26 protein-coding genes, 1 tRNA gene and 1 riboswitch are annotated in these 17,365 nt (G+C 58.3%); of the genes, 8 read left to right on the top strand and 19 right to left on the bottom strand.

Annotated features, from left to right (window positions below):
• The first annotated feature begins 9 nt into the window (after positions 1–9).
• Positions 10–693: a phosphate regulon transcriptional regulator PhoB gene (phoB, locus tag M0412_RS10905; protein WP_003493692.1), complete on the top strand. Its 684-nt coding sequence runs from the start codon at positions 10–12 to the stop codon at positions 691–693.
• A 300-nt stretch (positions 694–993) separates the two neighbouring features.
• Here phoB and M0412_RS10900 read toward each other — a convergent pair whose 3' ends face one another.
• Entirely contained in the window at positions 994–1,527 is a 534-nt protein-coding gene (locus M0412_RS10900; RefSeq protein ID WP_269700093.1) for a GcrA family cell cycle regulator, read from the bottom strand.
• A gap of 430 nt (positions 1,528–1,957) precedes the next feature.
• On the opposite strand from M0412_RS10900, the gene M0412_RS10895 reads away from it, so the two are divergent.
• The 3 genes from M0412_RS10895 (at position 1,958) to M0412_RS10885 (ending at position 5,364) form a co-directional block, all read left to right on the top strand.
• A complete protein-coding gene (locus tag M0412_RS10895; protein ID WP_142840986.1) occupies positions 1,958–3,157 on the top strand; it encodes an aspartate aminotransferase family protein in 1,200 nt (399 codons plus the stop codon).
• Positions 3,158–3,212: 55 nt separating this feature from the next.
• Positions 3,213–4,130, top strand: a complete 918-nt coding sequence (gene argF / locus M0412_RS10890; protein WP_046799462.1) for an ornithine carbamoyltransferase — start codon at positions 3,213–3,215, stop codon at positions 4,128–4,130.
• Between the two features lie 244 nt (positions 4,131–4,374).
• The gene (locus tag M0412_RS10885; RefSeq protein WP_142840987.1) at positions 4,375–5,364 is read left to right on the top strand and encodes an Hsp33 family molecular chaperone; all 990 of its coding nucleotides are present in this window, start codon (positions 4,375–4,377) and stop codon (positions 5,362–5,364) included.
• A 50-nt stretch (positions 5,365–5,414) separates the two neighbouring features.
• Here M0412_RS10885 and apaG read toward each other — a convergent pair whose 3' ends face one another.
• The gene (gene apaG / locus M0412_RS10880) at positions 5,415–5,807 is read right to left on the bottom strand and encodes a Co2+/Mg2+ efflux protein ApaG (RefSeq protein WP_142840988.1); all 393 of its coding nucleotides are present in this window, start codon (positions 5,805–5,807) and stop codon (positions 5,415–5,417) included.
• 238 nt (positions 5,808–6,045) lie between these two features.
• On the bottom strand, positions 6,046–7,230 hold the full coding sequence (locus M0412_RS10875) for an O-succinylhomoserine sulfhydrylase (RefSeq protein WP_052820249.1): 1,185 nt from the start codon (positions 7,228–7,230) through the stop codon (positions 6,046–6,048).
• Positions 7,231–7,273: 43 nt separating this feature from the next.
• Positions 7,274–7,352: riboswitch (SAM riboswitch) on the bottom strand.
• Positions 7,353–7,425: 73 nt separating this feature from the next.
• Between M0412_RS10875 and M0412_RS10870 the strand changes: the two genes are divergently transcribed.
• Positions 7,426–8,523 carry a 2'-deoxycytidine 5'-triphosphate deaminase gene (locus tag M0412_RS10870; protein WP_269700092.1) on the top strand — a complete coding sequence of 366 codons (1,098 nt, stop codon included), beginning with the start codon at positions 7,426–7,428 and terminating at the stop codon, positions 8,521–8,523.
• A 57-nt stretch (positions 8,524–8,580) separates the two neighbouring features.
• Positions 8,581–8,654 (top strand) — tRNA-Gly (locus M0412_RS10865).
• Positions 8,655–8,726: 72 nt separating this feature from the next.
• On the opposite strand, the gene M0412_RS10860 is transcribed toward M0412_RS10865, so the two are convergent.
• Genes M0412_RS10860 through M0412_RS10790 form a run of 15 tightly spaced genes read right to left on the bottom strand, consistent with a single transcriptional unit; the run spans position 8,727 to position 15,868 of the window.
• Positions 8,727–9,749, bottom strand: coding sequence for a tyrosine-type recombinase/integrase (locus tag M0412_RS10860; protein ID WP_269700622.1), 1,023 nt, complete (start codon positions 9,747–9,749; stop codon positions 8,727–8,729).
• Entirely contained in the window at positions 9,736–9,966 is a 231-nt protein-coding gene (locus tag M0412_RS10855) for a hypothetical protein (RefSeq protein WP_142840991.1), read from the bottom strand. Before M0412_RS10855 ends, M0412_RS10860 begins: the two co-directional genes overlap by 14 nt.
• Positions 9,959–10,216 carry a hypothetical protein gene (locus M0412_RS10850; protein ID WP_269700091.1) on the bottom strand — a complete coding sequence of 86 codons (258 nt, stop codon included), beginning with the start codon at positions 10,214–10,216 and terminating at the stop codon, positions 9,959–9,961. The genes M0412_RS10855 and M0412_RS10850 overlap by 8 nt, the downstream gene beginning before the upstream one ends.
• Positions 10,213–10,749 carry a hypothetical protein gene (locus M0412_RS10845; RefSeq protein ID WP_269700090.1) on the bottom strand — a complete coding sequence of 179 codons (537 nt, stop codon included), beginning with the start codon at positions 10,747–10,749 and terminating at the stop codon, positions 10,213–10,215. The genes M0412_RS10850 and M0412_RS10845 overlap by 4 nt, the downstream gene beginning before the upstream one ends.
• On the bottom strand, positions 10,749–11,132 hold the full coding sequence (locus M0412_RS10840; protein WP_269700089.1) for a hypothetical protein: 384 nt from the start codon (positions 11,130–11,132) through the stop codon (positions 10,749–10,751). The genes M0412_RS10845 and M0412_RS10840 overlap by 1 nt, the downstream gene beginning before the upstream one ends.
• Entirely contained in the window at positions 11,129–11,614 is a 486-nt protein-coding gene (locus M0412_RS10835; protein ID WP_269700088.1) for a hypothetical protein, read from the bottom strand. The genes M0412_RS10840 and M0412_RS10835 overlap by 4 nt, the downstream gene beginning before the upstream one ends.
• Entirely contained in the window at positions 11,611–12,060 is a 450-nt protein-coding gene (locus M0412_RS10830; RefSeq protein ID WP_269700087.1) for an ASCH domain-containing protein, read from the bottom strand. Before M0412_RS10830 ends, M0412_RS10835 begins: the two co-directional genes overlap by 4 nt.
• Positions 12,057–13,049, bottom strand: a complete 993-nt coding sequence (locus M0412_RS10825) for a phage Gp37/Gp68 family protein (protein WP_269700086.1) — start codon at positions 13,047–13,049, stop codon at positions 12,057–12,059. The genes M0412_RS10830 and M0412_RS10825 overlap by 4 nt, the downstream gene beginning before the upstream one ends.
• 59 nt (positions 13,050–13,108) lie before the next feature.
• Complete coding sequence (locus M0412_RS10820) at positions 13,109–14,014, bottom strand: YfdQ family protein (RefSeq protein WP_269700085.1); 906 nt, start codon at positions 14,012–14,014, stop codon at positions 13,109–13,111.
• Positions 14,015–14,073: 59 nt separating this feature from the next.
• Entirely contained in the window at positions 14,074–14,406 is a 333-nt protein-coding gene (locus M0412_RS10815) for a hypothetical protein (RefSeq protein ID WP_037089328.1), read from the bottom strand.
• A gap of 30 nt (positions 14,407–14,436) precedes the next feature.
• A complete protein-coding gene (locus M0412_RS10810; RefSeq protein ID WP_065687844.1) occupies positions 14,437–14,619 on the bottom strand; it encodes a hypothetical protein in 183 nt (60 codons plus the stop codon).
• A 59-nt stretch (positions 14,620–14,678) separates the two neighbouring features.
• Positions 14,679–14,990 (bottom strand): hypothetical protein, encoded by a 312-nt coding sequence (locus M0412_RS10805; protein WP_269700084.1) that lies wholly within the window; start codon positions 14,988–14,990, stop codon positions 14,679–14,681.
• 55 nt (positions 14,991–15,045) lie between these two features.
• Positions 15,046–15,237 (bottom strand): hypothetical protein, encoded by a 192-nt coding sequence (locus M0412_RS10800; RefSeq protein WP_080841884.1) that lies wholly within the window; start codon positions 15,235–15,237, stop codon positions 15,046–15,048.
• Between the two features lie 59 nt (positions 15,238–15,296).
• Positions 15,297–15,443 carry a hypothetical protein gene (locus tag M0412_RS10795; RefSeq protein ID WP_269700083.1) on the bottom strand — a complete coding sequence of 49 codons (147 nt, stop codon included), beginning with the start codon at positions 15,441–15,443 and terminating at the stop codon, positions 15,297–15,299.
• Between the two features lie 2 nt (positions 15,444–15,445).
• The gene (locus tag M0412_RS10790; RefSeq protein ID WP_112967344.1) at positions 15,446–15,868 is read right to left on the bottom strand and encodes a tellurite resistance TerB family protein; all 423 of its coding nucleotides are present in this window, start codon (positions 15,866–15,868) and stop codon (positions 15,446–15,448) included.
• Positions 15,869–16,096: 228 nt separating this feature from the next.
• Here M0412_RS10790 and M0412_RS10785 point away from each other — a divergent pair, with 228 nt between their 5' ends.
• Complete coding sequence (locus M0412_RS10785) at positions 16,097–16,312, top strand: hypothetical protein (protein ID WP_209787658.1); 216 nt, start codon at positions 16,097–16,099, stop codon at positions 16,310–16,312.
• Between the two features lie 4 nt (positions 16,313–16,316).
• Complete coding sequence (locus M0412_RS10780) at positions 16,317–16,625, top strand: hypothetical protein (protein WP_269700082.1); 309 nt, start codon at positions 16,317–16,319, stop codon at positions 16,623–16,625.
• Here M0412_RS10780 and M0412_RS10775 read toward each other — a convergent pair.
• Positions 16,622–17,338 (bottom strand): helix-turn-helix domain-containing protein, encoded by a 717-nt coding sequence (locus M0412_RS10775; protein ID WP_269700081.1) that lies wholly within the window; start codon positions 17,336–17,338, stop codon positions 16,622–16,624. The two genes, M0412_RS10780 and M0412_RS10775, sit on opposite strands and share 4 nt — an antisense overlap.
• Positions 17,339–17,365: the final 27 nt, after the last annotated feature.

The raw sequence follows: 17,365 nt of genomic DNA, 5'->3' as shown, positions 1-17,365 counted from the left end.
AGTTAGTATATGGTGCCCAAGATTGCAGTTGTGGAAGACGAGGAAGCGTTGAGCGTCCTGCTTCGTTACAATCTCGAGGCTGAGGGATACGACGTCGACACGATACCCCGTGGCGACGAGGCGGAAATCAGGCTGCAGGAACGTATTCCGGATCTTCTCATCCTGGACTGGATGTTGCCCGGTGTTTCCGGCATCGAACTGTGCCGGCGCCTGAGAATGCGGCCCGAAACCGAACGCCTGCCCATCATCATGCTGACGGCGCGCGGTGAAGAAAGCGAGCGGGTACGCGGTCTTGCCACCGGTGCCGACGATTATGTCGTCAAGCCGTTTTCGACGCCGGAACTCATGGCCCGCGTCAAGGCTATGCTGCGCCGGGCCCGCCCGGAGGTTCTTTCGTCGGTGCTGAAATGCGGCGATATAGAACTCGATCGCGAAACCCACCGCGTTCACCGCAAGAGCCGCGAAGTGCGTCTCGGACCGACGGAATTCCGCCTGCTGGAATTCCTGATGACATCTCCGGGTCGGGTGTTCTCTCGCTCGCAGTTGCTGGACGGCGTCTGGGGCCACGATATCTACGTGGATGAGCGCACCGTTGACGTTCACGTCGGACGTCTGCGCAAGGCGCTCAATTTTTCGCACATGCAGGATGTCATCCGCACCGTTCGCGGTGCCGGATATTCGATGGAAGCCTGAGCGAAGCTGAACTGACCAGCTTCAGTCAGCATAACATACGTATAAAGATCAAAAGGCTCGACACCATTGCGGTATCGGGCCTTTTTGATTTTGAACCTTCCCCAAACACGGTGTCTTGACCTTTTGAATGGACAATCGCCTGTCTGTTGGTGCGCGGATTGTGGGCTAGGCGCCATCGGTGATGGAGGAAAAGGCCGAACATTCCGCCGGCGCATTGTTTCCGCAGCCGGTCTGAATTTGTCATAAAAAAACGGGCCCGAAGGCCCGTAGTTTTTGAGTGCTGATTGCGTGCCGCAACACTCAAGCCTTGCGGCGCTCACTGACCGGCTGGTAGGCGAGCTTCGCATGGAACTTGCAATAGGGTGAGGATTCCAGCGCTTCGCAACCGCAGAAGTGGAAATCGTCTTTCAAGGGATCGCCGACCGGCCACTTGCAGGTGCGTTCGGTCAGTTCCGTCAGCGTCAGGCGACGGGAAATCGGCGTCACGACATTTCTGGAAGGAACGTAATCGAGAACCTGCGCGGTTTCGATATCGATCTCTTCGTGAAGAGCGGTTGCTGCATTCGAACGGCTCATGGTCCGGGCCGGTGCCGCGTTGACGCGTGCCGTGAAATTTGTCGCGCGCGGAGCGGGGGCCGCAGTGCGCTTGGGTGCGGAGCGTGCCGAAGTGACCGGTCCGCCAGCCTTGACGCGTCCCGGCAGATTGAGGCGGTGGACCTTGCCGATCACGGCGTTACGGCTTACGCCGCCCAGCTGCGCTGCTATCTGGCTGGCGCTCAGTCCTTCGGCCCACAATTTCTTGAGTTTCTCGACCCGCTCGTCTGTCCAGTTCATGCCGCTTCTCCGCTTGTCGCGTATATTTCGGCAGAATCCGTCTCCGCCTCACGGGCGCGCCGCGAGCGTGGTTTCTGCCAGATTTTAGGTGACTAGTTCCGCCGCAATGCAGTCTAGTAATTAGCGATTAACCTAGTGCCAGCCCGACTCCGTGGCAAGAGTCGCGGGAATCATCTGGAATCGATTTTCCGGTTTTCCCCAACTTGCTGGCGAGTTGAGTCTGAAAGGCAACACCTTGGGCCTCTTTCGGTGATGCCTACTAGTGCTTGAGAAGCCCGGGAAACGCGGACTTTTGTTGACATCGGCAAACGAAGTGACAATAGTGCCCCTGCCGCCGCGAGGCGGCATTTTTGATTTTCAGGCGAGGGATAACCCCGCAAGCCTATTGACAACCTTATGACAGCGCATCCGCGCAAGGAGTGATACAGCCATGGCCGAAGCCGCCGCGCCATTGTTCGATACGTTTTCAAGAGCCCCGCTGCGCTTTGAGCGCGGTGAAGGGGTCTGGCTGTTCACGGAGAGCGGCGAACGATATCTGGATTTTGCAGCCGGTGTTGCGGTTAACTCGCTGGGCCACGCCCATCCGCACCTTGTGGAAGCAATCAAGACGCAGGCCGAGAAGGTCTGGCACGTCTCGAACCTCTATGAAGTGCCCGGACAGGAAAAGCTCGCAAAGCGCCTGACGGAAGCAACCTTCGCAGACAAGGTGTTCTTCACCAATTCCGGTGCTGAAGCGCTGGAATGCGCCATCAAGACAGCGCGCCGTTATCATTATTCAAAGGGTCATCCGGAGAAGTTCCGCATCGTCACGTTCGAGGGCGCTTTCCATGGCCGCACGCTGGCGACGATCGCTGCCGGCGGCCAGCAGAAATATCTCGAGGGTTTCGGCCCCAAGGTCGAAGGTTTCGACCAGGTTCCTTTCGCTGATGTCGATGCCTTGAAGGCCGCCATCACGGCTGAGACGGCCGCACTTTTGATCGAGCCTATTCAGGGCGAGGGCGGTATTCGGGCGCCGAGCAAGGAATTCCTGCAAATTCTGCGTGGATTGTGCGACGAGCACGGCCTTCTCCTGATTTTCGATGAAGTCCAGACGGGTGTCGGCCGCACGGGCAAGCTGTTTGCCTATGAGCAGACCGGCGTTGCGCCTGATATCATGGCGGTTGCCAAGGGTATCGGCGGCGGTTTCCCGCTTGGCGCCTGCCTTGCGACAGCGGATGCAGCTTCCGGCATGACGGCCGGCGTGCATGGCACCACCTATGGCGGCAATCCGCTGGCAATGGCGGTTGGCAATGCCGTGCTGGATGTCGTTCTGGCTGACGGTTTTCTGGAAAAGGTTCGTGATGTCGCACTGGTCTTCCGCCAGGGTCTGGCGTCGCTCAAGGATCGTTATCCTGATGTGATCGAGGAAATTCGTGGCGAAGGCCTGCTGATGGGCATCAAGGCGAAGGTTCCTTCGGGTGATCTATTGCAGGCCATGCGCGCGGAGCACCTGCTCGGCGTGCCGGCAGGTGACAACGTCATACGTCTTCTGCCGCCGCTCGTCACCACGGCGGAAGAGGCCCGCGAAGGGCTGGCGCGAGTGGAAGCGGCTGCCGCCTCCCTGACAGCGAAACAGGCGAAAATCGCCTGAAACCAATCAAGGGCGGGCCTCTTCCCAGAGGCTCGCGAGCATGGGACAGTTTGAAATGGCTTCACCAAAACATTTTCTAGACCTTTCGGCCGTTGGGTCGGAGGACTTGCGGACGATTCTCGATGATGCGCGGGCGCGCAAGATTGCCACCAAGGCCGGCACGGCGGAAAAGCCGCTGGCTGGCAAGATGCTGGCGATGATCTTTGAAAAGCCGTCCACCCGAACCCGCGTTTCCTTCGATGTCGGCATGCGCCAGCTCGGCGGTGAGACCCTGTTCCTGTCGGGTACGGAAATGCAGCTCGGTCGTGCGGAAACGATCGGTGATACGGCCAAGGTTCTGTCGCGTTATGTTGACGCCATCATGATCCGCACAACGGATCATTCGCGCCTGCTTGAGCTTGCCGAACATGCAACCGTGCCTGTTATCAATGGCCTGACCGACGACACCCATCCCTGCCAGATCATGGCGGATATATTGACGTTCGAGGAACATCGTGGCCCGGTGAAAGGCAAGACAATCGCCTGGACGGGTGACGGCAATAACGTGTTGCACTCTTTCGTTGAAGGCTCTGCCCGCTTCGGTTACCGCATGAACATGGCGGTGCCCATGGGCTCTGAACCGCATGACAAGTTCCTGAACTGGGCGCGCAATAATGGCGGCGAGATCGCGCTTTATCATGATGCCGACAAGGCGGTTGCCGGGGCAGATTGTATCGTTACCGACACCTGGGTATCGATGAACCAGGAGCACAAGGCGCGCGGCCACAACATCTTCCAGCCGTATCAGGTGAATGAAGCGCTGATGGCCAAGGCCGATAAGGACGCACTGTTCATGCACTGCCTGCCGGCACATCGCGGCGAGGAAGTAACGGACGGCGTTATCGACGGGCCGCAATCGGTGGTCTTCGATGAGGCGGAAAACCGGCTCCACGCCCAGAAGTCCGTCATTGCCTGGTGCATGGGCGTCATCTGACGACCATTGCCGGTTCTGATCGATGCCGGACCAGGTGCTTGAACTTGGCCGCATACATTACCATCTGTGGGACTTCGAAGAGGCTCGTCGGTTTTTTGCTGGCGGGCCATCATCAAGATTTGCACGATTTTCCCCGGAGGCGGTTTCGCTTCCCGGATCTCTGTGCGACAAGCGGAAAAAGCACATTCAAAAAGCCGGACTTTTGGACGGTAGCGGCGCAACGGCTGCGCCAGGGAGTTATGATATGGCAGATGTAACGGTTGAACTCGACGATCTCGTTCTTGCTGGCGACGACAAGGTCGTACCCTTTCAGGTCGAAGGTCTGGATGTGCGCGGCCGCGCCGTGCAGGTTGGGCCGCTGCTGAACGCCATCCTCGAACGGCACGACTATCCCACGGTTGTCGCCCGCCTGCTGGCGGAAGCGACGGTTCTGACGGCGCTGATCGGTACATCCCTGAAGTTTTCCGGCAAGCTTACGGTGCAGACCAAGGGCGACGGCCCGGTGGACCTTTTGGTAGCGGATTTCACCGCGCCCGAGAGCATGCGCGCCTATGCCCGTTTTGACGAAGAGCGGCTGGCCGAGGCAATCGCTGCCGGCGCCACCTCACCCGAACAATTGCTGGGCACAGGCATTCTCGCTTTTACGATCGATCAGGGTATGGGTATGCAGCCCTATCAGGGCATCGTTCCGCTGGATGGCTCGTCGCTGGAAGAAATCGCCGGGGTTTATTTCCGGCAGTCGGAACAGCTTCCCACTCGCGTGCGCCTCGGCGTTGCCGAGTTCTTCGACCGTGACGGTGAAGGCAAGCCACGCCATGGCTGGCGTGCCGGCGGCGTCATCGCCCAGTTCCTGCCGCAGGCGCCGGAGCGTCTGCGCATGCGCGATCTCCACGGTGGTGATGGCGATGAAGGCGGTCACGAAACGATGGAAGACGATGCCTGGACCGAGGCGGTAACGTTGCTGAATACGGTCGATACCGACGAATTGACCGACCCGCAGGTGCCGGTCGAACGTCTCCTGTATCGGCTGTTTCATGAGAGCGGCGTGCGCATCTATGATCCGCAGGTCATCTTTGATCGTTGCAGCTGTTCGCGTGACAAGATCAAGGGCGTTCTGTCCGGCTTCACCGCTGAAGAGATCAAGGCGAGTGAGGAAGACGGCGCAATTGCGGTGACGTGCGAATTCTGCTCCACCACCTATCGCTACGACATCAGCGAGTTTGAAAACGTCTGAGTAAAAAGCCGCGCTGTTAAAAGGCGCGGCTTTTCAATTGCTCGTGAACCTCAGTTCAACACCCGTAAAAGCCCGGGTGAATCCAGCGAAAAGGCGGGAATGGTGACATTGAACACCTCGCCGCTTTCGGTTTCCATTTCATAATGGCCGAACATCAGGCCCGAAGGCGTGTCCAGCGGGCAGCCGGAGGAGTACTCATAGCTGTCGCCGGGGTTCAGGTGCGGTTGCTCACCCACGACGCCCGGCCCATAGACTTCATCCACCTGGCCGTTCTGATCGGTAATATGCCAATAGCGGTTGACGAGTGTCACCGTCATATCAGAGTTGTTCGAGATCACGACTTTGTAACCCCAGACGTAACGGTCGTCATCCGGGTCGGATTGTTCTTCGAGATAATACGGATCGACCGTCACCTCGATATCCCTTGTCAGAGCACGATACATACGCGCCACACCTCGATATTATGCCTGTTGCCATTATCCTACACTATAGGCTCTGGCTATCGTCAAGAAAATGAACGGCTTGACGGGTGGGCGCCACCTGTTGTTGCGCCGTTTTCCACCGTTAGGGATAACGATAAAGGTAAATATTGGTTGCCCGCCACAGGATTTTGCCCTCTGCGGAGCCGGCTGCACCATGGCCCGACGCAGGGTAGGGCCATGGTGCTTATGGATTGAATTTTCAGGCGGAAACGGCTGCAAGCCCCTTCGCCAGATCTTCCAGCAGGTCGTCCGTATCTTCGATACCGCAGGAAAGACGCAGAGTTCCGCCGGAAATGCCCAGCTCGGCGCGCGCCTCATCGGAAAGGTTCTTGTGCGTTGTGGTGCCGGGATGGGTGATCAGGCTCTTGGCATCGCCCAGATTGTTGGAAATCTTCACGATCTCCAGCGCGTTCTGCAGCGCGAAAGCCGCATCCTTGCCGCCCTTCAGTTCGAAAGCCACCAGCGTCGAGCCGCCCGACATCTGCCGCGCGATAATATCGGCCTGCGGGTGATCGGCGCGGCCGGGATAGATGACCTTGGCGACCTTGCCGCTATCGGCGAGGAAATCGGCGATCTTGCCGGCATTTTCCGTCTGCTGCTTGACGCGCAGCGGCAGGGTTTCGATGCCCTTCAACAGCGTCCACGCGTTAAACGGCGACATGGCCGGACCGGTGTGGCGGAAATAATCCTGTAGCTCTTCCTCGATCCACTTCTTGTCGGAAAGGATTACGCCGCCGAGGCAACGGCCCTGACCATCAATATGTTTGGTCGCCGAATAAACCACGATATGAGCGCCGAGTTCGAGCGGCTTCTGGAAGAGTGGCGTCGCAAATACATTGTCGACCACGACCTTCGCGCCGATCTGGTTGGCAAGCTTTGCCACACCGGCAATATCCACCACTTCAAGTGTCGGATTGGTCGGGCTTTCAAGGAAGAACAGCTTGGTATTCGGCTGGATCGCCTTTTCCCAATTGCCGAGATCGCGTCCGTCGATCAGCGTGCACTCGATGCCGTATTTCGGAGCAAGCGTCTCAACCACCCAGCGGCAGGAGCCGAAAAGGGCGCGTGCGGCAACGATATGGTCGCCGGCGCGCAGCTGGCACATGATGGCGGCGGTGACGGCGGCCATGCCGGAGGCGAGCGCCCGGGCGTCTTCAGCACCTTCCAGCAGGCACATGCGCTTTTCGAACATGTCATTGGTCGGGCTGGCATAACGGGCATAGATGAACCCGTCCGTTTCGCCCTTGAAGCGCGCTTCGGCGGCTTCGGAGTTTTCGTAGACGAAACCCTGGGTCAGATAGATCGCTTCCGACGTCTCACCATAGGGGGAGCGTAGCGTACCGCCGTGAACGAGCTGGGTTGCCGGGCGCCATTTATTGCTCATGTGATCACCTTCAAAACAAAAAAACCGGCCGCAAAAGCAGACCGGTTCCAAGCACCCGGTCTTTTTAGCCACTTGTTTAACGTGGCTGCAAGCCGACCGGCCAAATCACCACGGGATAAGCTTGCCATACTGCCGTTATCGGCTTGCGTCAATGCTTTCCTTTTGGTTTTGTCGCCGTAAAAAGGAATGATGACCATGACGAGAACCACGGGCATTTTGGCGGATGGCGCTATCCGGGCGCTGTTTGCGGGCGGCAAGCTTAAAAGCGAGGCCGAGCTCGATGTTGACCAGGTGCAGCCCGCCAGCCTCGATTTGCGGCTGGGCTCAAAAGCCTATCGCGTTCGTGCCAGCTTCATGCCTGGCCCCGGAACCCGCGTCATCGACAAGCTCAACCGCTTCAGCCTGCACGAGGTCGATCTCTCTGAGGGCGCCGTGCTGGAAACCGGTTGCGTTTATATCGTTCCGCTGATGGAAAGCCTGGAACTGCCGGCGGAGATGTCGGCTTCAGCCAATCCCAAAAGCTCGACCGGTCGTCTTGATATCTTCACCCGCGTGATGACCGACAATGCGCAGGAATTCGACAAGATCCCGGCGGGATATACCGGCCCGCTTTATCTGGAAATCAGCCCGCGTACCTTCCCCGTGGTGGTGCGCCGCGGCTCGCGCTTGTCGCAGATCCGTTTCCGCATCGGCCATTCGCTGCTCAACGAAAGCGAGCTTCTGAAGCTGCACGAAACGGAAACGCTGGTCGCCAGCGAAACCCCCAACGTGACGGGCGGCGGCATCGCGCTCTCTATCGACCTCAAGGGTTTCGGCGATAACGGGCTGATCGGTTATCGCGGCAAGCATCACACGGCAGTGGTGGATGTCGACAAGAAAGCCCAGCACGACGTTCTCGATTTCTGGGAGCCGCTTTTTGCCCGCGGCCGCGCCGAACTGATCCTTGATCCCGATGAGTTTTATATTCTCGTTTCACGCGAAGCCGTGCACGTGCCGCCGCTTTACGCCGCCGAAATGACGCCCTTCGACCCGCTGGTCGGCGAATTCCGTGTGCACTACGCCGGCTTCTTCGACCCCGGCTTCGGCCACGCACAGGCCGGAGGCACCGGCAGCCGCGCCGTGCTGGAAGTGCGCAGCCACGAGGTACCCTTCATCCTCGAACACGGCCAGATCGTCGGCCGGCTGGTTTACGAGCACATGCTGCAGAAACCGGAAGGCCTCTACGGCACGGGCCTCGGCTCCAATTATCAGGCCCAGGGCCTGAAACTCTCCAAACATTTCCGGGCGGGATAATGAGCGTACCGGGTGCTTGACACCCGTTGCGAACTGTCCGATGTCTTGTCTTACGGTGCGGGTGTAGCTCAATGGTAGAGCAGCAGCTTCCCAAGCTGAATACGAGGGTTCGATTCCCTTCACCCGCTCCACCTTATTTCTCAGGGCTTTCCGCCGTTTTTTGCCCTCGGAAAACAGGCCAGTTTTACAGCCAGTTTTACAAGTTATGTTCGCGTTCTGGCCTCGTTTAACTGCCGGATCATTTCTTTCGTGGCGGAATTTCGGCCCACGTAACGGCGAATAATTTTCTCAACCGTCTCTTCCTCCCAAGCCATAATCTCAGCGATCACGCGAACCGATAGCCCTGCGATGTAGAACTTTGTCGCGGCGGTGCCTCGCAGATCGTGGAAATGCAGATCGCGTTCCAGCATGTTCGTCTTTTCTTTCGCCCGCCAAAACATCGTATTCAATCCGCTCGGCTTCCAAGGCTTCTTTTTGGAGCTGGTCAGGATGACCGGCGAGCGCTTGGGGATGCGCTCTAGAATTTCATTCAATGCGTCGTAGCGCGGTATGATCGCCTCGCGCTTGTGCTTGCTCTTGCCGGTCGAAATGATGATGGCATCGGGGCCGACATGCGACCATGACAGTTTCAGCAGATCGCTGACGCGCAGGCCCGTATGCGCGGCAAGGTCAATAACCCATTTCACCTCGTCAGAGCATCCAGCTTTCACCTGCGCAATGTCGGCGTCCGTCCATATGATCTCGGATCGGTCGGAAGTGTAAAGGTGCTTGATGCCTTCGGCGGGATTGGCGCTAAGCTTGCCCATCGGGTCTACGCCATGGGACAGGATGCGGGAAAGAACCTGCATGCCAGTGTCAGCGGCACGCGGCGTCTCGCTATACTGGCCACGCCATTGGCGAATGCGGGGGCGGATTTTGTCCGCGCGATTGAACTGCGCAATGCTCAAATTGCCAAAATATTCGGAAATGCGATCAATCCACGGCGACCAAACGCGCTTCGTGGAATCGGCGAGCTTCTTGAACTCGGTTGCCTTGTAGTGGGTGATGATTGAGCGGAAGCGTCCGCTTTCCGGTTCCATACGGCTGGCGATGGCTTCGTTATAGGATGCCATAAAAGCCGCCGTTCCCGGCTGGCCGTCGAGCCTTGGGCCACCGCGCCAAGCGTAATAGTAGACATTGCCCTTGGCCCTTACGGTGTGGATGCCCTTTAGCTCAACTGTAACCATGCTTTTTGTCAAACTCCGCAAGCTCGCGGTCCAGATCGTCTTCGTCGTTCTGTGCCGGTGGTGTAAAATGCCATCGAAATGTGCCGTCTGGCAATGTGTCTAGCGCGGTCGGGGTCATGCCGTTCTTTTTCAGTGCTTCGAGGGTAGCGTTTACGTCGCGAATTCGAAGCGTCGGACGGCGGTTTTTCTTCTTTGGGGTTGGGGCGAGGTCAGCCATTTCCGGCCTCCGTCAAAGGCGTGGTGGCTTTAAGGTCAATAGTGGGCATGGCTTCTTCAAGCTCGCGAGCCGTGTAAGTCGCCCGGTCCGTTTTGTATTCGGGAATACCAAGCGCCCACAGGCAATTCTCGGCACGCTCTCGCGCCCATCTTTGTTGTGTCGGTGACAGCGCGTTTTCGCTGAATGCGGTGAGCGCGACGAAACAGAAGGAAAGGACGTTCGCCTTGTCGGCGGCGGTTGGCTTTTTCATTTGCGGCTCTCCGACCTCGCGCGGTAGCGTGCTTCGGCTTCGCCTTTTAATCGGAGGCCGGTAGCGCAGCCGCAATACCCCTGCCACGCGCCATCACGACCGTGCATGTCGCCTTCGTCTCCGCAGACCGTGCACCAGTCGTCATCGGGTTCGGTAAAATCGAGGTCGTCAAGGTAGTCTAGTTCTGCGGCGGCTTCTTCGTTGACGCGATGAATGCAAGCGCCACACACCCTGTAGACCGGGCCGCACATGCCTTCTTCATAGTCTCGGGCCTCGCGCAGATCGTCCGCAAAATGCCTGCACCAATCGCAATTTCCTTTGCGGGCCTCTTTTGCTTCGTCGGATTTCATGTATGCCCGGTAATCGTCAGAACATTCCTGGCACATGTCGATCATTTCGCAGCCGAAGGAATCCGTCTCGCCTTGAATGCGAGCGACGGCGGGGCGGTCCGGGTGTTGATCGCATGTCATGCCTTCGGGAACTTCGTGCGACCTACCGGGCAAAGTGGAGATGGGTCCGGTAACTTCGGCCATTATGCGCCCTCTTGCTTTGCGCGTGTTGCGGCGGAAAGGGCCTTATCTATGGCCTCATCTAGAGTTTTGCCGAACCCGAGAACGTCACCCGTTTCGTGCTTCACCCTTGGAAGATGATTCCCGTAGGGCTTGAGATCGATGCGTCCAGATTTTCCGACAAGGCGAACAAGATATTTCGCCGGGCAGTTCGGGTTATGCTGGATGGCATAGGTCACATCGCGCAGCCTTTCGAAGCCCGCCAGGTCCTCCACCTGTGCGGAGTTGGCTTCCTCGCGCTTGATGACAGCATAGATTTCAGCAATCACGCTGGCATCTTCGATAGCGCCGTCAAAAACCTCGTCCACGATCTTGCCCAAAAGGGCGCGGCTAATGGCGTTAGTCATGCTGCACCGCCTTTCCGTGGAGTGGGCAATGCTGCGCGGTACAGCCGTTCAAGTTCGGCGACGATAAGCGCGCCAGCCTTTACCAGATCGTGTTCCCGGTCTTTCGGCTTCCACCACTTCAAATCCCATGGCCAAAGTGTTTTCGCCCACGGCAGAAATTTTTTGCCAGACTGAACAGCGCCGGTCACCGCGTAAAGTCCAAGGGTGTAAGCGGCTGCTGCCCGCGCCAGTTCTCCATTTACGTGGGTGTCGTCGTGTTCTGGAAGCCATCCTTCCTTTTCGATCTGGCGGCGACGTTCGGCGGCAATGGCCTGCACGGCGGGACTGTACGCCTCGCGGCTGATGATAACGCGCAAATCGTGGGCGGCGCGCAATGTCGTGTCGGACAGCAAGCCGCCGTTGCCACCCTTGCCGCCTGCACCGTTCATGTCGAATTCAACGCAATCAATAAGCTTCTTCGCTGCTTTGATGATGTCTGTCATGGGGTAACCTCAAGGTTTTTCCGCCAGTCGAAAAAGCCAAGTGCGCCTTTGACCGGGATAAATTCGCAGGGTTTGGGGTTTGCAAGCACGAACCCGTAAGGGCCGAAGAACCACGGGCTTTCGTGGCGCGTGACGCAATCCACGATCTCGACGGTTCCGACGATGCCGCCACGCGGCAGGCGGCGTTCGTCTTTTCGGCCCGGAAAGATAAGTCCGGTCTGGCCTTCGGGATGTAGGGCGGCGCGGGCGACATATAGACCGTCAAGCCACTCTTCTGCCGTCATGCCCTTGGCGGCATGGATGCAGACCGGCCCGCGATACTTCGTTGCCCACGTCCGATTTTCGACCGGCTTGCCCAGTTCGAAAATGCAGTGGACCCACGGCTGTCGGATCGACAGCGCCAGTTGCGGCAGGGCGGCGAGAACGGAAAGCTGTTCGCGCGTCATACTCGGCCCCCCGGGAACGCGTTGTGTTCAACGCCGTCCAGCAAGCGGCCTGCCGCCGTCTTGCCTACGAGTTTAACGGCGTGGTGGGTGTCCGGCTGCGGTAGCACGCGCGCCCAACTCCATGGCTTGTGATCAAGCTCGATCAAATATCCCGTGCGGGAAAGTGCGTGCGTGGAGCATTCTTTTTCGGACCGCTCGATATATTCCGCATCAGTTTCGGTTTCGATCCGCTCAAGCTTCCAAGGCACGGGCTTCCATGCGCCCCACTGTTTGAACAGGAACGGAATGCGATGGATTTGGCACTGGTCGCGCAAGGCGCGTATCCATTCGGGATGCATCGGACGTGCGCCCGGTCCGCTTTCTCCGCCTGCCACGACCCACATAGGAGGGCGTGCAAGGTGTACTTTGCCATCGGGGCCGACTTTCCGAAGCGGCGTAGCGAGCAGGTGAAGCGGGCCTAACAGCGGTTCGGCAGAAACCCAAACCATCCAGCCACGTTCGGCAATATCTTCCATGAACGGCCAGCGTGCAGAATAACGGGTCTGGTCCTCGGCAGATGTGCCAAGCCAGATATTGGGAAACGGCAGGTGTCGGCGTGCGAACAAGTAATCGCGCATCCGTTCCGGCCTCTTGGTCAAGACCTGAAACGTGTGCTGCGGGGCGCTCGCCATCACGGCGAAAACCATGTCAATCCACTCGTCCGGCACACCTTCGGCAAAAAGGTCTCCGTGGGCGCAAACGAAGATCATTCGCGGACGGCTCCAGCGCAACGGCTGTTCCATCCACTCCGCATTAAGACGCACCTTGCCGTTCCACACGGGGCCGGATTTCGTATCGACCGTAAGTCCTTCTCGGCTTTTGTGGTTTTTCAGCCGGGTTCCTGCGAGTTTCATCGCGTAACAGTTGGTGCAGCCCGGAGAGACTACAGCGCAACCCGTGATCGGGTTCCAAGTGGCGTCGGTCCACTCGATTTTTGTATTGTCGGACATGGTTGGGTTCTCTCTGGCTGGATAGAGGCGGGCGGCGACCGCCCGCGCTCCGGGTGAAATCAGGCCGACATTTCCGGCTTGCCCGCGAATTTCGGCAGGGCAAGTTCTGCGGCGGTTTCGTGCAGGGCGAAGTTGACGGCCTTCGTGATGTGGATGTCGGGCCGGTAAAGCATGCAGGTCCACGAAAGGGTGCCTTCACGAAGGCGGTAGCGCAGACGCACGGGCAAGCGGATGCTTTCACCCTGGAAGAACGGCGCGATGTTGAGGACGAAGACGCCCGGCACGGTGATCGGGTCGCCGTTGGCGTTCTTGTGGTCTTCCTCGAAAACGATCTGGCTTTCGCCCGTTTGCAGTTTCAGGGCCGTCTTAACGCGGGTTTCCGCGTTGATCTGCAAGCCCTGCGAAAGCACTACCAGTTCATTCGGGTAGGCAATCTTGGCCCGGAACAGCAATTCGAGGTCTTTCACCTCGTCAGAGTCCGGCGAGGCCAGTTCGGCGATATGGTCTTCGATGAATTCCGCAAACTCGTTTTGCGTCAGCGCTTTGCCATGGATTCCCTGCCAAGCTTTCCACTCTTCGGAAAGCGGGAACGCATAGTGGACACGGTGCTTGCCGTTGTCCGGGTCGTTGCCGTGGTAGTCGATAACGGCGGTGAAGGCGGGGGTACGCCAGTCCGTCACGGCAAAGATCACGCTGTTGTCCGTCTTGTGACGCTCGACCAGCTTGACGAAGGAATCCAGCGTTTCAACATTGGCGGTGCCCTGCTTGCGCTCGGGGCGGGTGCGCCATGGCGCAAAGACTGCCGACACGTCAGACAGCTTGCCACTGGTCGGGTCCAGCAGCGCCGGGACGGTCGGGGGAATGCCCTTGGAGTCGGCAGGTGCCGGAACCTGCACAATCGCGGCATTGGTCTGCGCCGCGAGCTTTGCGATTTCGGCGACGGCGGTTTGGGTGAGTTGGTCCATTTCGGTTCCTCTGTTGGTGCGCCGGTCACTGGCCGGACGCGGTTGCTAAGGTTGGGAAATCAGCCTGCGGAGACTTCGCGCGGCGAAAACATGTCGTGCTGGCGGGGATGCTCCGTCGAAAGCGCGCCGTCTTCGACAACCCAAAAGACCGAGTTCTTGCGCGGCAGCTTCGGGGTTTTGGATTCCATATCGGCGGCAATCGTCACCATGCCGTCCTTGACGGACAGGGACAGTTTCAGGGTCACAGAACCCTTGAAAGACTGCATGGGGTTGGCCTCGGACATGTCCGAAAGCTTTTCCAGCGTCTGGCCGATCTCGGCAGAAAAGGCGGGGTTAAGCTGGCCGTTTTCCAGCATGCCGATGATGGTGGAGGCATCGCGTATTTTCTTCATGCGGATGGTTCCTTGTGGTTCGGAGGAAGGTCACGCGCGCCCGGCGGCGGCGTGGTGGCGCTTGATCTCGGCGAGGCTGGTGGCGCACAGCGCCGCGCCGCCGATGATGGCGAGGATGAGGACGGCGCAAACGCAGGCCAGAAAGAACCGGCCATAGGCGGGCGTTGCCTGCTGCGGGCGCTCTGTCGGGATCATGGGTGATATCTGGATCAAGGCTGTCTCCATCCGTTCGGGAAGCCGCCTCGCGTGAGGCGGAAACCAGAGCGGATGTTTCAGGCTGCGGCCATGCCGTCACAGAAGCCCGTGTAGGCGTCGTCGTACCAATCGAGCTTCTTGGCTTCGTCCAATGCGGCGCGACTCAAGTCGTCGGCGTACTGCCAAAGGTCATTCGCCATTTCGAGGGCGCTTGCTGCCGCAATTGCCTCAGTTGCAGCTTCGCGAAGGCGCACATGCAACGGCTTCGGGGTTTCGTCCTCGTCTTCATCTTCTGCAATAGTCGGCGGGACAAGGTTGCGCTCCGCAACTTCTGCGCAATGACGCAGATACAAGGCGCGATTGCGAAGCCTCTTTATATCGGTATCCATTTTGCTCTCCGGTGATGATGTTGGATGATGGCCCGAAGGCCATCGCCAAACGGCATCAGGCCGCAGCACGCGCGTCCTGAACGCGCATGTCATGGAGACGGGCAGTAGCGGCATCGCCGCAGCGGTGGATTTCATCGGCGGTGAACCATTCCCGAAGGTCGGCTTTCGTGCAGCCTTCGCCCACGCGCTGGATGGCATCCGCCATCGCCTGCGTCAGTTCGGTGTCGTTTGCGGTATTGATGCGCATTCCGGTATCTCCTGATTGGGGTTGGGCGAGCCTTTTTGCCTCATGCTCGGGAGGGCTTTTCAGCGGGACAACCGGCCTGCGACGAAGCCGATTGCGACCAGCAGGACGCTGGAAACGAGGTCCATGGCGAAGGAAAAGAAGAGGGCCTGCATCGTGACGAGAAGGCTCGCCGCCGTCGCCAAGGCGATATTCTTCGCGGTAGCCATGGTTAGAGGTACTTGGCCAGATCAAGCCCGACAGTGGACGCGATCTTCGCGAGCACTGCTTTTTCGTCGTCGGAAATGCCGCCGCTGTCTGCCACGTCCAGCGCGACCAGAAGCACGGTTTCGCTCATGTCGTGGTCGGCCTTGATATCTTCGATTTCCTTGAAGAGACCGGCCTTGCCAACGCGGCCCACGGCGCGGCTGCACATCTTGTCCATCGTCGTTTCGATGGCGCGGGCATCGAACGCGCCGGAAAGGGCGGCGTTGGATTTCACGGCGGCGACAGCCGCCAGAAGTTCCTTGTCGTCAAGCTCGCCGTCAGCGGTGGCGACGAGTGCGGACGCGGCGCAAACCGCTTCCAGAAAATCGGTCTTGCCGGAAAACTTCTTTGCCTTGTCTCCGACGAGGCTTTTGAACATTGCAAGCATAAGGCTCCATCCTTCTTTCGTTGAGGGAGCCGGGCGGCAGGTTCACATTTCGAGGGTGCGCCGCCCGGCAGTCTGCCCGAGCCGCAACGAGGTTCAGCGGCTAGGATGACTTGGAAAATAAATCCAATTCTTAGTTTGTCAATCAATAATTGGAAATAAAATCCAACTTGCGAAAACGACTCGACTCTCCGGCCGTTTTTGCAAATATTAGAACGGAAGGAGAACAAAATGGGCTATGCACTGATGAAATATAAGACGTTCACGCTGTTTCTGCGGTGTGAAAATTGCCTTCGCGAGACGTCAAGGGTGGTCGAAATCCCTCCTGGGGATGACAGCCCGCGCGATGTGGACGAACTGCTTGAAAGCGGTTTCCTAGCGCAAGTTCCGTTCTCATGCGGCCCATGCGGTAATCCGATTGCGCAACTAATCGGAGTGAAGGAGTGAAGCTATGCGGGAAACAGAAGTTTTGGAATTTGTTATCGTCCCCCCTTACCCTAAACGCCACCAAATAGCGGCTTCCGAAGCGCATTTCGCGGACTTCCTCAAGCGGCGGTTCCGGGGGTACTCATTCAAGGTGGCGGGGATCGCGCCTGTCGGTTCGGATGACGATGATAATTTTCACGTCATCCCCGTTATGAGTTTCCTAGATGACGCGGGGAACATGCGAATGTGTGAACCGCCCCAGCCGTGGATAATCAATGAGATTAGCGAGGCGTGCCGCGAGTTTGAGGTAAACAAACGCCGTTGGCTTTCTTAAAACGACAAGTCATTTATGATGCGGCGCGCAAGCGCGATAATCTCAACCTGCGTGCCGTCATCTGCTGCGTAATCTCGATTTATTACTATTGGCTTGTGTCTGGCGTTCGTTGAGCGAGGGTGAAACTCGGTCCTGTCTTGATAGATTTCCACCTGCTTGACTGACCATTCACGCGTCATGCCGCCGTCCTTGGACCGCTCTACGACAACAACCATGCCATCTCGCAGCACTACCTCGTTGGCGATATCTTCGAACGATACGGCAACAATTCTGTCACCTTCGAGGATTGGCCGGGGTTTCAGGTCGTTCATCGAGTCGCCGGATACGTCGAATATCATCTGTCGCGCATGCGGAAACCGGTCGTCGGGCGGCACGGAGACTAGTTCTCGCTCTCTCTGATCGAAGGCGTCAACCTCTCGGAAGGTTCCGGCTTCGACTTTGCCTATTACAGCGGCTGCAACAAGCTGGCTTTGAATGGGTTTGACGTTTTGTTGGTCGGCTAACTCGACCCCGTCTCTCAGCCAAATATGCGAAACGCCCAGCGTATTAGCTAGAATTTTGAGCGTGTCGCCGCGAGGCTGGCTGATGTCTCCGCGCAGATATTTGTTCACGCTGTCATAGGGAATGCCGGAGCGCTTCGAGAGCTCCTTCTTCTTCCAACCCTTGGCGTCCGTCGCCTCTTGTAATCTTTGCCACCAATTCATGTTTGCCATCATAGAGCCGGAGTTATTTTCCGTTTT

Origin of the sequence: Agrobacterium sp. O3.4 (assembly GCF_041414895.1) — a bacterium.
Lineage (GTDB): Bacteria > Pseudomonadota > Alphaproteobacteria > Rhizobiales > Rhizobiaceae > Agrobacterium > Agrobacterium cucumeris.
This window is presented reverse-complemented; position numbering and strand designations above follow the sequence as displayed.

Excerpts from the sequence above, each read along its gene's own strand:
- phoB (WP_003493692.1), top strand. The coding sequence starts at position 10 with ATGGTGCCCAAGATTGCAGTTGTGGAAGACGAGGAAGCGTTGAGCGTC.
- M0412_RS10900 (WP_269700093.1), bottom strand. The coding sequence starts at position 1,527 with ATGAACTGGACAGACGAGCGGGTCGAGAAACTCAAGAAATTGTGGGCC.
- M0412_RS10895 (WP_142840986.1), top strand. The coding sequence starts at position 1,958 with ATGGCCGAAGCCGCCGCGCCATTGTTCGATACGTTTTCAAGAGCCCCG.
- argF (WP_046799462.1), top strand. The coding sequence starts at position 3,213 with ATGGCTTCACCAAAACATTTTCTAGACCTTTCGGCCGTTGGGTCGGAG.
- M0412_RS10885 (WP_142840987.1), top strand. The coding sequence starts at position 4,375 with ATGGCAGATGTAACGGTTGAACTCGACGATCTCGTTCTTGCTGGCGAC.
- apaG (WP_142840988.1), bottom strand. The coding sequence starts at position 5,807 with ATGTATCGTGCTCTGACAAGGGATATCGAGGTGACGGTCGATCCGTAT.
- M0412_RS10875 (WP_052820249.1), bottom strand. The coding sequence starts at position 7,230 with ATGAGCAATAAATGGCGCCCGGCAACCCAGCTCGTTCACGGCGGTACG.
- M0412_RS10870 (WP_269700092.1), top strand. The coding sequence starts at position 7,426 with ATGACGAGAACCACGGGCATTTTGGCGGATGGCGCTATCCGGGCGCTG.
- M0412_RS10860 (WP_269700622.1), bottom strand. The coding sequence starts at position 9,749 with ATGGTTACAGTTGAGCTAAAGGGCATCCACACCGTAAGGGCCAAGGGC.
- M0412_RS10855 (WP_142840991.1), bottom strand. The coding sequence starts at position 9,966 with ATGGCTGACCTCGCCCCAACCCCAAAGAAGAAAAACCGCCGTCCGACG.
- M0412_RS10850 (WP_269700091.1), bottom strand. The coding sequence starts at position 10,216 with ATGAAAAAGCCAACCGCCGCCGACAAGGCGAACGTCCTTTCCTTCTGT.
- M0412_RS10845 (WP_269700090.1), bottom strand. The coding sequence starts at position 10,749 with ATGGCCGAAGTTACCGGACCCATCTCCACTTTGCCCGGTAGGTCGCAC.
- M0412_RS10840 (WP_269700089.1), bottom strand. The coding sequence starts at position 11,132 with ATGACTAACGCCATTAGCCGCGCCCTTTTGGGCAAGATCGTGGACGAG.
- M0412_RS10835 (WP_269700088.1), bottom strand. The coding sequence starts at position 11,614 with ATGACAGACATCATCAAAGCAGCGAAGAAGCTTATTGATTGCGTTGAA.
- M0412_RS10830 (WP_269700087.1), bottom strand. The coding sequence starts at position 12,060 with ATGACGCGCGAACAGCTTTCCGTTCTCGCCGCCCTGCCGCAACTGGCG.
- M0412_RS10825 (WP_269700086.1), bottom strand. The coding sequence starts at position 13,049 with ATGTCCGACAATACAAAAATCGAGTGGACCGACGCCACTTGGAACCCG.
- M0412_RS10820 (WP_269700085.1), bottom strand. The coding sequence starts at position 14,014 with ATGGACCAACTCACCCAAACCGCCGTCGCCGAAATCGCAAAGCTCGCG.
- M0412_RS10815 (WP_037089328.1), bottom strand. The coding sequence starts at position 14,406 with ATGAAGAAAATACGCGATGCCTCCACCATCATCGGCATGCTGGAAAAC.
- M0412_RS10805 (WP_269700084.1), bottom strand. The coding sequence starts at position 14,990 with ATGGATACCGATATAAAGAGGCTTCGCAATCGCGCCTTGTATCTGCGT.
- M0412_RS10800 (WP_080841884.1), bottom strand. The coding sequence starts at position 15,237 with ATGCGCATCAATACCGCAAACGACACCGAACTGACGCAGGCGATGGCG.
- M0412_RS10795 (WP_269700083.1), bottom strand. The coding sequence starts at position 15,443 with ATGGCTACCGCGAAGAATATCGCCTTGGCGACGGCGGCGAGCCTTCTC.
- M0412_RS10790 (WP_112967344.1), bottom strand. The coding sequence starts at position 15,868 with ATGCTTGCAATGTTCAAAAGCCTCGTCGGAGACAAGGCAAAGAAGTTT.
- M0412_RS10785 (WP_209787658.1), top strand. The coding sequence starts at position 16,097 with ATGGGCTATGCACTGATGAAATATAAGACGTTCACGCTGTTTCTGCGG.
- M0412_RS10780 (WP_269700082.1), top strand. The coding sequence starts at position 16,317 with ATGCGGGAAACAGAAGTTTTGGAATTTGTTATCGTCCCCCCTTACCCT.
- M0412_RS10775 (WP_269700081.1), bottom strand. The coding sequence starts at position 17,338 with ATGGCAAACATGAATTGGTGGCAAAGATTACAAGAGGCGACGGACGCC.